Source organism: Hydrogenophaga sp. NFH-34, from assembly GCF_021401345.1.
GTDB lineage: Bacteria > Pseudomonadota > Gammaproteobacteria > Burkholderiales > Burkholderiaceae_C > Hydrogenophaga > Hydrogenophaga electricum.
On record NZ_JACBGE010000021.1, the window covers coordinates 1 to 14,009 of the forward strand.

Consider the following 14,009-nt stretch of genomic DNA (forward strand, 5'->3'; position numbering starts at 1 on the left):
TGCGTTCTGTACTCAGTCACGGGCTCGATCACCCCAGCCGCTACCAAACTGCACGGGCCGGTCTGGCCGCCTCAACGGCGGCCACACTCTACCGCGCCAGTCAGATATGAAGATACAAGCCTGGCCGGGGTATTCAACGGGCCGCGTTATTGGCACGCCCGTGCTGCGAGAGGCTGGCTCTTCTTCGCCTGAGCGCCAGGGTTGACTGCCTCCACGGCTGCCCCCGGGCGCTGCGCGCCCTCCGCCTCTATGCCGCTGCGGCAGCCATCCCTGTCACTCAGGCAGCAACCACCATGCAGGCGCGCCAACGGCTGCACACCACCGTTTCGTCAGATCGGGGTGATGGGTCGCCCTGCGCAGCGGCATCAAGGAGGAGCCGGCACAGCCGGCGGGGGACAGTCGCGGAGCAGGGTGCCCCGCCGCACCGATCCCGCGAGGTCGCTGTCAACCTGAATCAGGACAGTGTGACCTTGGCAAACTTCCGCTTGCCCACCTGCACCACATAGACCCCGGCCCCCAGCTTCAACCCCTTGTCGCTGACCACGGAGGAGTCCACCCGCACACCGCCGCCCTCGATCAAGCGGTTCGCCTCGCTGGAGGAAGGTGCCAGCCCGGCCGATTTGAGCAGCGCCCCGATGCCCAGCGGCGCACCGCTCAGCGACACCTCGGGAATCTCGTCCGGCACCCCGCCCTTGCTGCGGTTGACAAAATCCTGCTCCGCCGCATCGGCCGCCGCCGCGCTGTGAAACCGCGCAGTGATCTCCTTGGCCAGCATCACCTTCGCGTCCTTGGGATTGCGGCCCGCGGCGACCTCGGCCTTGAGGGCCTCGATCTGTGCCATGGACTTGAAGGACAGCAGCGTGAACCAGTCCCACATCAGCGTGTCCGAGATGCTCAGCACCTTGGCGAACATGGTGTTGGCGTCCTCGGTGATCCCGATGTAGTTGTTCTTGGACTTGGACATCTTGTCCACCCCGTCCAGCCCCACCAGCAGCGGCATCGTCAGGATGCACTGCGGCTCCAGGCCATACTCGGCCTGCAGATGGCGCCCCATCAGCAGATTGAACTTCTGGTCGGTCCCACCCAGCTCCAGGTCGCTCTTGAGCGCCACCGAGTCGTACCCCTGCATCAGGGGATAGAGGAACTCGTGCACGCTGATCGGCGTGCCGGCCGAGAAACGCTGGTGGAAATCGTTGCGCTCCATCATGCGCGCCACGGTGTACTTGGCGGCGAGCTGGATCATGCCCATCGAACCCAGCGGCAGGCTCCACTCGCTGTTGTAGCGAATCTCGGTTTTGCTTTCATCCAACACCAGACTGGCCTGCTTGTAGTAGGTCTCGGCGTTGGCCTTGATCTGCTCGGGCGTGAGCGGCGGGCGCGTGCTGTTGCGGCCAGAGGGGTCGCCGATCAGGCTGGTGAAGTCGCCGATCAGGAAGATCACCGTGTGGCCCAGGTCCTGCAACTGGCGCATCTTGTTGAGCACCACCGTGTGACCGATGTGAATGTCGGGCGCGGTCGGGTCCAGCCCCAGCTTGATGCGCAACGGCACCCCGCTGGCTTCGGAACGGGCGAGTTTCTTCAGCCAGTCGTCCTGCGGAATCAGCTCGTCACAACCGCGCAGGGTGATGGCCAGCGCTTCGCGAACACGGTCGGTGACCGGCGATCCGACAGACGGTGCGGCAACAGGGGCTTGAGAGGCGTCAGAGCGGGTATTCATAGGGGGATTTCGCATGTCATTCGCCTGACACTGGCTCTATACTAGAAAAGGCTGTGGTCAGATTTTAGAGGGGTCGGGCATCCCTCGTTGGCCAGACCCGGCGCACGCTGCTGTGCCCGGTGCGGAACTTGCTGCAGCCAGAACCCTCACACCAGGCTTCTGAGCCTTCCGCAGCGCTGCTGCTGCGCCTTCGCAACCGATTCGACATTTTGAAACTCAACCCCTTGCCCCTGCTGAGCGGCATGGCGCAGGCTTCGGCCCAGCTGCTGTCCCGCCATCCGCGTCGTGTGGCAGCCGGGCTGGGCGTGCTGCTGCTGGGAACCGGTGTCACCGCCTTCGGTATCGCCCCCTTGGCCCCCGACGCCGCCGACCTGCCTGTGACCCGTATCGTCGAAGCCGTGCCCTTCGCACCGCTGTCTCCCGACGCTCTCGGACCGGCATTGCCCTTCACCCTCTACCGCAGCGAAGCGGTCCGCCGCGACGACACACCCCAGAGCCTGCTGCAGCGCCTTGGCGTCCAGGACCCGGCCGCGCTGGCCTATCTGCGCAACGACCCGGCCATGCGCGACCTGTTCGGCGCCCGCACCGGCAAGCTCGTGACCGTTGAAACCAATGACCGCCACGAGTTGCTGCGACTCCAGGCCCGCTGGCTGCCCGGCGATGAACGCAGCTTCACCCGGGTCACGGTCGAGAACGGTGACCAGGGCTGGCACACCAGCGTCGAAGCCGCCGAACTCGAACCCACCTCGCAATTGGCTGGCGGGGTCATCCGCAGCTCGCTGTTTGCCGCGACCGACGCCATCGGTCTGCCCGACAGCGTCGCGGTGCAACTGGCCGAAATTTTTGGCAGCGACATCGATTTCCGCCGCGACCTCCGCGAGGGCGACCGCTTCAGCGTGGTCTACGAAACCCTCAACGCCGATGGCGAAGTCATGCGGACGGGCCGCGTGCTCAGCGCCTCGTTCATCAACAACGGCAAGACGTTCGAAGCGGTCTGGTACGAACCTCCCGGCCAGAAAGGCGCCTATTACGGCTTTGATGGCCAGTCTTCGCGCAAGAACTTCTTGTCCTCGCCCCTTGCCTTCACCCGCGTGAGCAGCGGCTATGGGATGCGCTTCCACCCGATCACCGGTAAGCAGAAGGCCCACCTGGGTGTCGATTACGCAGCACCCTCCGGCACCCCCGTGCGCACCATCGGTGATGGTGTCGTGAGCTTTGCCGGCTGGCGCAATGGCTACGGCAACACCATCGAGATCTCGCACCGGGGCAACCAGTCGACCTTGTATGCCCACCTCAGCCGCATCGGCGTGCGCCAGGGGCAGAAGGTCGAACAAGGGGAATTCATTGGTGCCGTCGGTTCGACAGGCCTGTCCACCGGCCCCCACCTGCACCTGGAATTCAAGGTGAAGGGCGTGCATCAGGACCCATTGGAAGTGGCCCGCAAGAGCGAAAGCGTGCCCATGCAGGCCGAATGGCGTGCCGGCTTCAATGCCGTCGCGGCCTTGCAACGCGCGCAACTCGACGCCGCCAGATCGGTGCAGCAAGCCAGCGCCGAATGACCCGGAGCGTGCCGCAGGCACGCCAGCAGCCAAGAAAAAAGGAGCGCCCGGGCGCTCCTTTTTTTGTCCCGGCTCGCGGAAAAACCACTCAGACGCTGAAGCTCGATCCACAGCCACAGGTCGTCGTGGCATTCGGGTTGCGGATCACGAACTGGGCGCCTTCGAGGTCTTCCTTGTAGTCGATCTCTGCGCCAGCCAGATACTGGTAGCTCATCGCATCGATCAGCAGGGTGACCCCATTCTTGGACATCTGGGTGTCGTCTTCGTTGACGACCTCATCGAAGGTGAAGCCGTACTGGAAGCCGGAACAGCCGCCCCCCTGAACGAAGACACGCAATTTCAGGTCGGGATTGCCCTCTTCGGCAACCAGGTCGGCCACTTTGGCTGCGGCGCTGTCGGTAAAGACCAGCGGTGCAGGCATGTCGGTGGGAAGGGCTTCGGCAACAGCGTTCATGAGAGATTCCTTTCGGAGGCATGGGCACAGGGCCCTGAATTGCCGGAAATGCTAGCGCAAAACGCCTTGACGCATCCCTCAGCCGTTGTTTGCCGCCAGTTTCAGTGTGGGCTTGTCTTCTTCGGCCCCTTCGGCCATCGGCTGGAGTTGCCCCGCAATGGTCGCCCCCTGGTGCATCTCCAGCGCCTTGTAGGAGACATCGCCTTCGATGCGTGCTCGCGGCTGGAGCTCCAGCAGTTCATACGCCTTCACAGGCCCTTTCACCGTCCCGTTGATGATCACGTGGTCGGCATGGATCTGCCCCGTGACACTGGCCGATTCGCTGACCACCAGGATGCTCGAATGTTCGTCGCTGGCCCGGATGTCGCCCACCACTTCCCCGTCGACCCGAAGACCATCGTGGAACACCACATGACCTTCAATGCGGGTGCCCTGGGCAATCAGGCTTTTGATGGGCGGCTGCTTCTTCTTGCTGAACATCGACGTTCTCCGGGGACGGCACAGCCGTCAGAGCTTGACGGTCTGGATGGATTTGACGGCACCGCCCTGCACGATCCGGGCGGTCACGGTTTTTACCACGACCGCTGCCGGCACGTCCACGACGCCCTCCTGGCGCAAATAGCTGCGCACACTGACCGGCTTCGGGGTGCCCGGCGCATCCAGCGTCCAGGGGCGCCCTTCGAGCGTGCCGGCAAATGAAAGCTCCAACGCACCCTTGAATTCCGGCGCGTTTTTCGACGGCTGAATCATGAGCACCTGCCACTTGAGCTGACCCTCGGTCAAACGCTCGACCTGCAGGCCACGAATGCTCAGCGCGTCGCCACCCGAGGCCGGAATCAGCCGCTCAAACAACCCCAGATCGCTGCGTAGCACCTGGTTGTCCGCTTCCAGCTGACGAATCTGCAGAATCAACTGCTCCTGTGCCGCCTTCTCGGCGGTCAGCAGGCTTTCGGCGGTATTCGCCACCGACTGGGCCTTGCCCAGTTCCTCACGCAGACTCACCACATCAGAGCGCAGTTGCGCCAACTCTTCCTTGGCACCCCGCTCAAGGCCCGCGATGTCTTTGCCCGTCTCGAAAGCCCAGAGGGCCAGCGCCCCCGAAAAACCCAGCACCACCGCCGCCAGCAACCAGCGCAGCGGCCAAGGCATGGCACTGCGGATCGCCACCCGTGGGCTGCTCACCGTCAGGCGTCGCCGTAACAGCCGGAATCTCATTGAGCACCCTTCCCGTCAGCGAAAACCACCTTGCAGCGGCCCTCCAAAGACAAAAGCCGCCCCAAGACTGACTTGAGAGCGGCTTTGGCGGTTCGAAGCAACGCGATCAGCGCTTGCTGAACTGCTTGCGACGGCGTGCAGAACGCAGACCAACCTTCTTACGCTCGACTTCGCGAGCGTCGCGGGTCACGTAACCAGCGCTCGACAGGGCGGGCTTCAGGTTGGCGTCGTAATCGATCAGGGCGCGGGTGATGCCGTGGCGCACAGCGCCGGCCTGACCGGATTCGCCGCCACCGTGGACGTTGACCTGGATGTCGAAGGTTTCGACGTTCTCGGTCAGCACCAGGGGCTGCTTGGCGATCATGATCGAGGTCTGGCGGCCGAAGAACTGTTCGATGTCCTTGCCGTTGACCGTGATCTTGCCGGTGCCTTTTTTCAGAAACACGCGGGCGACGCTGGATTTGCGACGGCCGGTGCCATTGTTCCATTCACCAATCATCGTCGGCTCCTCAGATGTCCAGCACTTGCGGCTGTTGGGCGGTGTGCGGGTGCTCGGCGCCGCCGTACACCTTGAGCTTCTTGATCATGGCGTAACCCAGAGGACCCTTGGGCAGCATGCCCTTGACGGCCTTCTCGAGTGCGCGGCCAGGGTGCTTGGCCTGCATGTCACGGAAGCTGGTGGCATAGATGCCGCCCGGGAAACCGGAGTGACGGTAGTACATCTTGTCGGTGTTCTTCGTCCCGGTCACGCGCAGCTTGGCGGCGTTGATGATGACGATGTAATCACCGGTATCGACGTGAGGCGTGTAGATGGCCTTGTGCTTGCCGCGCAGACGGAGGGCCACTTCACTGGCGACCCGTCCGAGAACCTTGTCGGTTGCGTCAATCACAAACCACTCGTGCTTCACGTCAGCGGGCTTGGCGCTGAACGTTTTGGTCATGAGTTTTCTCTGCAAAGAGTTGGTTTGGCGGGCCCTTTTCCACGGTCGGTCGTTCTCTGACGGAACGCTCTTAGGTGGGTTGGTGTGCTTCGCCGCGGGACCACGAAATCGCTGCGAAGCCGAGTATTGTACGATTTTTCCGCCATGGCCGGCAAGCAGCCCACACATCCCCGACGCATTCCCCCCGGGGTGACGGCCTCGTGGCCTGCTCCCTGTCTGCAAATCGGGCAGGGCCATCACCGTTCTGGCGCTACCATCGCCCGATGTTCAGTTACCGCCACGCCTTCCACGCCGGCAACCACGCCGACGTGTTGAAACACACCACCCTGCTCGCCACCTTGCGTCATCTGATGCAGAAGGAGGCAGGCATCACCCTGGTGGACACCCATGCGGGCGCGGGCCTTTACCGGCTCGATGGCGACTACGCGGAAAAGGGCGGCGAGGCGGCCGACGGCATCGTCAAGCTGATGGCAGCTTTGCGCGCAGCCGGACAAGAGCCGCTGCCTTCGACACCCGCCCTGGACGACTACCTCGACCTTATCGCCAGCTTCAACCCCGACGACCAGCTTCGCGTCTATCCGGGCTCCCCTTTTGTCATGCAGTCGCTCATGCGCACCGAGTCGCGCGACCGGCTCAAGCTGTTTGAACTGCACCCCACCGACAGCCGCACGCTCACAGCCAACGTGGCCCAACTGAACGCGGGCCGCCAGGTGTCTGTCCAGCTCCAGGATGGTTTCGAGAGCCTGAAACCGATGCTGCCCCCCCCACCTTCCACCTCAGGCTCCAAGCGGGCGCTGGTCCTCATCGACCCAAGCTACGAAATCAAAAGCGACTACGCGAAAGTAAGCGCCTGCATACAGGAGTGCCTCAAGCGCTTCCCCACCGGCTGCTACCTGGTCTGGTATCCGATCATTCCCCGCGCCGAGGCGCACGACCTGCCCAGGCGCCTCAAGACGCTCTCCAACCAGGCCGGTCGGCCCTGGCTGCATGCCACACTCAACATCGGGCAAAGAGACCTGTCGCTCAATGAGCGCCCAGGCCTGTCCGCCAGTGGCATGTTTGTGATCAACCCGCCGCACACCCTCAAGGCAGAGCTGCAGGCGACGCTGCCGCGGGTGCTGGACGTGCTCGGACGGGGACGCGGCAAAGCGCAGTCGGTGGAGGCTGGCGGCCGCTGACCGCTATCCACAAACGCCCGCGGCATGACCGCCGCACCACCGCCCACGGGTAAATCCCGATCCGACCGGGCCGAATTAACCAACCGATCGGTCGGTTAATTTTCTATACTGCACGCCTGTCCACGACACGGTCTCAGGAGCCGCGCATGTATACCCAGTCGTTTTCGGTCGCTGATGGTGCCACTCCCGGCGCGGCAAAGCCGGCCGCCACGCCCCTTCGCAACGAAGACGCGGCGCTGCAGGCGCACTTCGACACCGTCATCGACGCCGACGGCAAGATCGAGCCGCGCGACTGGATGCCCGAGGCCTACCGCAAGACCCTGGTGCGCCAGATCAGCCAGCACGCGCACAGCGAGATCGTCGGCATGCTGCCCGAAGGCAACTGGATCAGCCGCGCGCCCAGCCTCAAACGCAAAGCCATCCTGATCGCCAAGGTGCAAGACGAAGGCGGCCACGGCCTCTATTTGTATAGCGCCGCCGAAACCCTGGGCACCAGCCGCGACCAGATGCTGGATGCCCTGCACACCGGCAAGGCCAAGTACAGCTCGATCTTCAACTACCCCACGCTCAACTGGGCCGACGTGGGCGTGATCGGCTGGCTGGTCGACGGCGCGGCGATCATGAACCAGATTCCGCTGTGCCGTTGCAGCTATGGGCCCTATGCGCGCGCCATGATCCGCGTCTGCAAGGAAGAGAGCTTCCACCAGCGCCAGGGCTACGAGGCCCTGTTGGTGATGATGCAGGGCACGGCCGAACAGAAGGCCATGGTGCAGGATGCCGTCAACCGGTACTGGTGGAAATGCCTGGCCATGTTCGGCCCGCCCGACGCCGACAGCCCCAACAGCGTGCAGGGCATGCGCTGGGGCATCAAGCGCATCGGCAACGACGACCTGCGCCAGAAGTTCGTCGACGCCACCGTGCCGCAGGCCGAGGTGCTGGGTGTGACCCTGCCTGACCCCGACCTGAAATGGAACGAGGCGCGTGGCCACTGGGACTACGGACAGATCGACTGGGACGAGTTCTGGGCCACGGTCAACGGCCACGGCCCGATGAACCAGGAGCGCCTGACCACCCGCGTCAAGGCACACGAACAGGGCGCCTGGGTGCGCGAAGCCGCGCTGGTCCACGCTCGCAAGCAACAGCAACGCCCACAAAAGGAGGCCGCATGAACCAGAGCCCTCACCCCAGCCCTCTCCCCAAGGGAGAAGGCGCCCCGGCATTGAAAGAATGGCCCCTGTGGGAAGTGTTCGTGCGCAGCAAGCAGGGCCTGGAACACAAGCACTGCGGCAGCCTGCATGCCAGCGACGCCCGCCACGCCCTGCAGATGGCGCGCGACGTCTACACCCGCCGGCAGGAAGGCGTGAGCATCTGGGTTGTGCCGTCGACCGCCATCACCGCCAGCGAACCCGACAGCAAGGACAGCTTCTTCGATCCGGCGGCTGACAAGGTCTACCGCCACCCGACCTTCTATCAGATCCCCGACAAAGTGGGGCACATGTGATGAAGGCGCCCGTCGACTACCTTCTCCACCTGGCCGACAACGCCCTGGTGCTCGGCCAGCGCAACGCCGAGTGGTGCGGCCACGGCCCCATCCTCGAAGAGGACCTGGCGCTGGCCAACAACAGCCTGGACCTGATCGGCCAAGCCCGCCTGCTGTACCAGCACGCGGCGGAGCTGATCAACAGCAACGCCTCACTGGCCCAGCGCTTCGCGCACCTGCCGGGTGCTCGCCAGGACGGTCGCGTGACCGAGGACACCCTCGCCTATTTCCGCGACACCGCCGAGTTTCGCAACCACACGCTGATGGAGTTGCCGCACCACGGCCCCTTGGTGGGCTACGCGGTGAGCGAGCGCGACTACGCCGTGACCATCGCGCGCAACTTCCTGGTGAGCGCGCTGATGGTGCTGGTGTGGGACAGCCTGCGCGCGTCCAAGGATGCGCAGCTGGCCGCCATCGCCGCCAAATCGCTCAAAGAAGTGCGCTACCACCTGCAGCACGCGGGCGACTGGCTGGTGCGCTTCGGCGACGGCACCGAAGAGTCGCACCGCCGCGCCCAGAACGCGATCGACCTCCTGCTGCCGTACTGCGAGGCCTTCTGGCATCCGGGACCGGCGGAGTCCGCCGCGGCACAGGACGGCACGGGGGTCGACATCCTCAGCTTGCGCGAGCACTGGAACGCGCTGGTGAACGAGACCCTGGCCGAAGCCACGCTGACACGCCACGACCAGCCCCACCCGGGTTACGTCGCACAGGGCCACACAGGCATCCATTCGGAACACCTGGGATTCCTGCTCGCCGAGATGCAGAGTCTGGCCCGCGCCCACCCCACCGCCGCCTGGTGAACGCCATGAGCGCGGCCACCGAGGCATCGCTGCAAGCCGTCTTCCAAGCGCTGGCGCACCTGACCGACCCGGAGATTCCGGTCGTCAGCCTGAGCGATCTCGGCATCCTGCGTGCCGTGCGCGAAGGCGCCGACGGCGTGCCCGAGGTCGTCATCACGCCCACCTACAGCGGTTGCCCGGCCATGGGCCAGATCGCCGACGACATCTTGGTGGCGCTGCGCGATGCCGGCCTGCCCGGCCGGGTGGTGACACAGCTCGCACCGGCCTGGACCACCGACTGGATGAGCGCAGTGGCCAAAGAGAAGCTGCGCGCCTACGGTATCGCACCACCGCAGGGTGGCAGCGCGCCACCGGCCACACCCGGCGTTCTGCGCTTCAGCCGGCACGCGGCGCGCCCGGCCAGGGTGACCTGCCCGCACTGCGGCTCGCGCAACACCACGCTGATCGCGCCCTTTGGCTCCACCGCCTGCAAAGCGCAACACCGCTGCCTCGACTGCCTCGAACCTTTCGACCACTTCAAACCCTACTGACGACGCCATGAGCACCGCCGCCCCCCGCTTTCACGAGCTCACCGTCTCACGCGTCGACCCCGAAGCGGCGGGTGCGGTGGCGATCTCGCTTGCCATCCCCGAGACCCTGCGCGAAACCTTCGCCTTCAAACCCGGCCAGTTCCTCACACTGCGCGCAGACATCGGTGGCCAGGACGTGCGCCGCAGCTACTCGATCAGCAGCCCGCGCAGCCGGCTCGCCAAACATGGCGAACTCACGCTGGGGATCCGGCCGGTCGAGGGGGGCGTGTTCTCCCACTGGGCGGCCACCCAGCTCCGGGCGGGTGACACGCTGCGCGTGATGCCCCCCGATGGGCGCTTCACGGTGCACAAGCCGCGTGCAATCCACCGCGTGGGTTTCGCGGCCGGCTCGGGCATCACGCCCATCCTGTCCATCATGGCCAGCACGCTGGAAGACGCCCCGGACGCCAAATTCACCCTGGTCTACGGCAACCGGCGCATGGACAGCGTCATGTTCAACGAGGACCTGCAGGACCTGAAGGACCGCTACCCTGGTCGCCTCACGCTCATCCACGTGCTTTCACGCCAGGCCAACGAAGTGCCGCTGCTCGAAGGCCGCATCGACGGCGACAAGGTGCGCGCCCTCATGGGCGCACTGCTGCCAGTGGGCAGCATGGACGAGGTCTTCGTGTGTGGGCCCGAAGCCATGATCGACGCCACGGAAAAGGCCTTGCTCGATGCCGGCGTGCGGCCCGACCGCATCCACACCGAACGCTTCACCTCGCCCACACCGGATGTGCAACCAGCCGGTCAGCGCCAGGCTCCCACGCCGAGCCCGCCAGCGGAACGGAAACTCGGGGAAGTCGCCTTGACGGTGGTGCTCGACGGCAAACCCCATGCACTCCGGATGCGCAAGGACGAGCACGTGCTCGACGCCGCGCTCAACGCCGGGCTCGACCTGCCCTGGTCGTGCAAAGGCGGCGTGTGCTGCACCTGCCGCGCCAAGGTGATGGACGGACAGGTCACCATGGACAAGAACTTCACGCTGGAGCCATGGGAAACCGAGAAGGGTTTCGTGCTGTCCTGCCAGGCTCGGCCGACCACCAGCACGCTGGTGGTCAGCTACGACGAGCGCTGAAGCCCTGGCGGCACAGGCGCCACATCAGCCACCCCATCCGCGCGCATCCTCCATGACCTCCCGGCCCAACGGGGTCAACCGGGCGTGTTCACACACTGTGGCGAATCCCGCCTGGAACCGCCGCCGATCGTCTGCCGCCGCCAGCAATGCGGCCTTGTGCTCGGCATCGTTCAGACACCCGCTGCCGGCCAAACCCTCCATGGCCCAGGCCATGCGAGCGGAAACATAGGTCGCATGAACAATGCCATCCATCGGGCGCGGATCTTCCCGCAACGGTGAGGGATAGAGTTCGTCGTCGGCGTTTTCGATCAGCGCCTGCTCACGACACATACCGAACAGCACACTGTGACCGGACTCGTGCGCCAACACCTCGGCCACGGCGAGACGGTCGCGGTGATGCCGGGGGTTGAGCAGCAACAGGCCCCAGAACTGGTAATGCGACGCCCCGTCGAACTCGTAACGGGCCCCCGGCGGCGCCTGCGCCAGCAACACATCCGAGACGATGGCCGTCAGTTCCCCATGCAATGCCGGCAAGCCCTCGGCCAGCAGCTCGCGCCCCGCCCGGAGCAGAACCTCAAAAGCCTGTACGTCCGCCTCGCCCAAGGGATGGAAGGCATCGGCCTCTTCGCCCAGACGTGCGTCCAGGATGGCATCCAGCGTACGCGCCTCCAGGCTGCCCCGGCCACGAACACACCATGCGCCGCCCGGATCGGGGCGAGCCGGGCAGGCCGCCAGCCGGTGCGCCACCGCCAAGGCGGGCTCGGGCTCGTCCAGCAACAGGTGCTCGGCCAACTGGAAATAGAGCCCGAAGGCCTCGGGCCCCAAAGACTGCCCCGCAGACAGGCGCTCCATGGCGGGAGACAGCGCCTCCTGAAGTCCAGCAGGCCCGGCCTCAGCGAGATGGAGGAGACTGCCCAGCAGATCCGCCTGCATTCCCCGATTCAGCTGTTGGCCACGCGCAGCCGAGGGCACAAACCCCATGTCACACCTCGGCGTGCGGCACGCCCCCAGCCAACGTCGCCGGAACGCCCATCAAGCGCACATGCCGCGCTTGTCGCCCCTTTTCAGGCCCAGCAGCGGGGACGTCTTGCGACCGACCTTGAAACCCTGCTTCACCCCGCGCTTGATCCCCACACGCAACTGCCGTTGCTGCGCATCGTCAATGGATACCGAGACATCGGCCACACCATCCGACGGGGCCAGCCGAGCCGCGTCGAGACGGAAACCCAGCAACTTGCGGACATCCAACTTGATGTTCATCGAATACGCTCCAGTCAAAGTGTCTACACAAATGGACACACTGCCTCATAATTACACTGATGCAGGCCTCCGTCAATCGCGTCCGTCGACTGATTTACGTCACCACCCGGGACCATGCCTACACGTTTCAGGCCTGGCCGGCATTGCTGGCACCGACGGGCATCGAGGTGCAGAGGTTCTGCTATGAACAGTGGCTGCCTGCAGCCCGCACCCCCGTGGGCACCTACGTCCTGACCGACTTTGATCGTCTGTCCGTCAGCGAACTCCAGGTGGCGGGGGAACTGTTTCAGACCCTGGTGGCTGCGGGCATGACCGTGCTCAACGATCCCCGCCAGTTTCGCCCCAGGGCCTTCCTGCTCAAACAGCTCCAGCACTCAGGCATCAACACGTTTGGCTGCCACCTGCCCGCAGCCGGGGAGTGGCCGGATCGCTTTCCGGTGTTTCTCCGCACACTGGCCGGGCACCGGGGCGTGCTGTCCGAATTGCTGCACGATGGGACTGCCTGCCAGCAGGCGCTGGAAGCAGCGCTGGCGCAAGGCTTCACACTCAGTGACCTGGCCTTCATCACTTTTGCCGCCACCCCCAGCGCGACGGGGGCTTTTCAGAAACACGCGGCTTACCGCATCGGTGACCGCATCGTCCGCGCGGTCACCGTCAACCAGCGGCACTGGATGGCCAAAGTGGGGGAACTGGGTGTGGCCTCCGAAGCCCAGTACCGGGAAGAGCTGACTGAAATGGATCACTACCCGCACGCGGCGTTCGTACACCGCGTGTTCGACGCGGCCGGGTCAACCTTTGGCCGGCTGGATTTCGGTCTCACGGACGCGGGTCCGCAGGCCTATGAAATCAACACCAACCCCCATATGGGCAGTGGTGCACCCGACGAATTGATGCACCCGAATGCCGACCGGAGCGCCACCATGCAACGCATTCGCCGCGACCTGATCGAAGCGTTCGGGGCACAGGTGCCACCGCACCCCCGAGGCTGGATCCGCCTGCGCGATCAACGCAGGCCGGTGCCCCGGGTGTGAGGGCCCCGCGAAAGGCCCTCAACCCTTGACGGTGCTGCTCAGAACTTCCAGCCCAGGCCCACGCCCACCAGCACCGGATCGACCTTGAACTTGCCGATTTCGGCGCCACCGGCGGAGACCTTGGTGCCGATGTTGACCTTCTTCACGTCAAAGTTCAGGTACAGGGTCTGGGACAGCGGCACGTCCACCCCCACCTGCAACGCCAGGCCTGTGCTGTTGCGCTTGATGTCGACGCCTGCCGGCAGCTTGACCGAGCTGAAGCGCGTGTAGTTCAAGCCGGCACCCACATACGGCTTGAAGCTGCCGGCGTCGAAGTGGTACTGCACCGTCAGCGTCGGCGGCAGGTGTTTGAGGCTGCCGATGTCCAGCGCACCGTTGCCCGCCGACAGGGTGTGCTTCTGGGGCACGGTCAGGATCAGTTCGGCCGCCAGGTTCGGGCTCAGGAAGTAGGTGAAATCGACTTCCGGCAGCCACTTGTTGTTGACCGAAAGCGCCAGACCGGTGCTGTCCTTGTTGGCACTGTCGAGGTGCACGGCACGCGCACGCACCAGCAGGTCTCCGGACTTGAAGTCCTGCGCCATGGCGGCGCCGGCCGACAGCATCGCCAGGGCAGCGACGGCAACGATGTGCTTCTTCATCATGATGTCTTCTTCATCCTCGTCAC

Annotated in this window: 17 protein-coding genes; 8 read left to right on the forward strand and 9 right to left on the reverse strand. The window is 64.9% G+C overall.

Going from position 1 to position 14,009, the window contains the following annotated elements:
* Window positions 1–454: 454 nt before the first annotated feature.
* Window positions 455–1,717, reverse strand: a complete 1,263-nt coding sequence (gene tyrS, locus L0977_RS18580) for a tyrosine--tRNA ligase (RefSeq protein ID WP_234266358.1) — start codon at window positions 1,715–1,717, stop codon at window positions 455–457.
* A 209-nt stretch (window positions 1,718–1,926) separates the two neighbouring features.
* Between tyrS and L0977_RS18585 the strand changes: the two genes are divergently transcribed.
* Window positions 1,927–3,276: a M23 family metallopeptidase gene (locus tag L0977_RS18585; protein WP_234266359.1), complete on the forward strand. Its 1,350-nt coding sequence runs from the start codon at window positions 1,927–1,929 to the stop codon at window positions 3,274–3,276.
* An 88-nt stretch (window positions 3,277–3,364) separates the two neighbouring features.
* Here the strand turns inward: L0977_RS18585 and erpA are convergent, their stop codons facing one another.
* The 5 genes from erpA to rplM form a co-directional block, all read right to left on the reverse strand.
* On the reverse strand, window positions 3,365–3,730 hold the full coding sequence (gene erpA / locus L0977_RS18590; protein WP_234266360.1) for an iron-sulfur cluster insertion protein ErpA: 366 nt from the start codon (window positions 3,728–3,730) through the stop codon (window positions 3,365–3,367).
* 78 nt (window positions 3,731–3,808) lie between these two features.
* A complete protein-coding gene (locus L0977_RS18595) occupies window positions 3,809–4,210 on the reverse strand; it encodes a bactofilin family protein (RefSeq protein WP_234266361.1) in 402 nt (133 codons plus the stop codon).
* A gap of 27 nt (window positions 4,211–4,237) precedes the next feature.
* Window positions 4,238–4,945, reverse strand: a complete 708-nt coding sequence (locus tag L0977_RS18600) for a DUF6776 family protein (RefSeq protein ID WP_234266362.1) — start codon at window positions 4,943–4,945, stop codon at window positions 4,238–4,240.
* 106 nt (window positions 4,946–5,051) lie between these two features.
* Window positions 5,052–5,444, reverse strand: a complete 393-nt coding sequence (gene rpsI, locus L0977_RS18605; protein WP_234266363.1) for a 30S ribosomal protein S9 — start codon at window positions 5,442–5,444, stop codon at window positions 5,052–5,054.
* 10 nt (window positions 5,445–5,454) lie between these two features.
* On the reverse strand, window positions 5,455–5,886 hold the full coding sequence (rplM, locus tag L0977_RS18610; RefSeq protein ID WP_234266364.1) for a 50S ribosomal protein L13: 432 nt from the start codon (window positions 5,884–5,886) through the stop codon (window positions 5,455–5,457).
* 263 nt (window positions 5,887–6,149) lie between these two features.
* Here rplM and L0977_RS18615 point away from each other — a divergent pair, with 263 nt between their 5' ends.
* The 6 genes from L0977_RS18615 to L0977_RS18640 all read left to right on the forward strand — a co-directional run bounded on the left by L0977_RS18615 (window position 6,150) and on the right by L0977_RS18640 (window position 11,054).
* On the forward strand, window positions 6,150–7,064 hold the full coding sequence (locus L0977_RS18615) for a 23S rRNA (adenine(2030)-N(6))-methyltransferase RlmJ (protein ID WP_234266365.1): 915 nt from the start codon (window positions 6,150–6,152) through the stop codon (window positions 7,062–7,064).
* 146 nt (window positions 7,065–7,210) lie between these two features.
* The gene (paaA, locus tag L0977_RS18620; RefSeq protein WP_234266366.1) at window positions 7,211–8,233 is read left to right on the forward strand and encodes a 1,2-phenylacetyl-CoA epoxidase subunit PaaA; all 1,023 of its coding nucleotides are present in this window, start codon (window positions 7,211–7,213) and stop codon (window positions 8,231–8,233) included.
* A complete protein-coding gene (gene paaB / locus L0977_RS18625; protein WP_234266367.1) occupies window positions 8,230–8,565 on the forward strand; it encodes a 1,2-phenylacetyl-CoA epoxidase subunit PaaB in 336 nt (111 codons plus the stop codon). The genes paaA and paaB overlap by 4 nt, the downstream gene beginning before the upstream one ends.
* Entirely contained in the window at window positions 8,565–9,407 is an 843-nt protein-coding gene (gene paaC, locus L0977_RS18630; protein ID WP_234266368.1) for a 1,2-phenylacetyl-CoA epoxidase subunit PaaC, read from the forward strand. The genes paaB and paaC overlap by 1 nt, the downstream gene beginning before the upstream one ends.
* A gap of 5 nt (window positions 9,408–9,412) precedes the next feature.
* Window positions 9,413–9,937, forward strand: a complete 525-nt coding sequence (paaD, locus tag L0977_RS18635) for a 1,2-phenylacetyl-CoA epoxidase subunit PaaD (RefSeq protein WP_234266369.1) — start codon at window positions 9,413–9,415, stop codon at window positions 9,935–9,937.
* A 7-nt stretch (window positions 9,938–9,944) separates the two neighbouring features.
* Window positions 9,945–11,054: a 2Fe-2S iron-sulfur cluster-binding protein gene (locus L0977_RS18640; RefSeq protein ID WP_234266370.1), complete on the forward strand. Its 1,110-nt coding sequence runs from the start codon at window positions 9,945–9,947 to the stop codon at window positions 11,052–11,054.
* A gap of 24 nt (window positions 11,055–11,078) precedes the next feature.
* Here the strand turns inward: L0977_RS18640 and L0977_RS18645 are convergent, their stop codons facing one another.
* Window positions 11,079–11,906 carry an aKG-HExxH-type peptide beta-hydroxylase gene (locus L0977_RS18645; RefSeq protein ID WP_234266371.1) on the reverse strand — a complete coding sequence of 276 codons (828 nt, stop codon included), beginning with the start codon at window positions 11,904–11,906 and terminating at the stop codon, window positions 11,079–11,081.
* Window positions 11,907–12,086: 180 nt separating this feature from the next.
* On the reverse strand, window positions 12,087–12,314 hold the full coding sequence (locus L0977_RS18650) for a hypothetical protein (RefSeq protein WP_234266372.1): 228 nt from the start codon (window positions 12,312–12,314) through the stop codon (window positions 12,087–12,089).
* Between the two features lie 59 nt (window positions 12,315–12,373).
* On the opposite strand from L0977_RS18650, the gene L0977_RS18655 reads away from it, so the two are divergent.
* A complete protein-coding gene (locus L0977_RS18655) occupies window positions 12,374–13,345 on the forward strand; it encodes a hypothetical protein (RefSeq protein WP_234266373.1) in 972 nt (323 codons plus the stop codon).
* A gap of 38 nt (window positions 13,346–13,383) precedes the next feature.
* On the opposite strand, the gene L0977_RS18660 is transcribed toward L0977_RS18655, so the two are convergent.
* The gene (locus tag L0977_RS18660) at window positions 13,384–13,983 is read right to left on the reverse strand and encodes an OmpW/AlkL family protein (RefSeq protein ID WP_234266445.1); all 600 of its coding nucleotides are present in this window, start codon (window positions 13,981–13,983) and stop codon (window positions 13,384–13,386) included.
* Window positions 13,984–14,009: the final 26 nt, after the last annotated feature.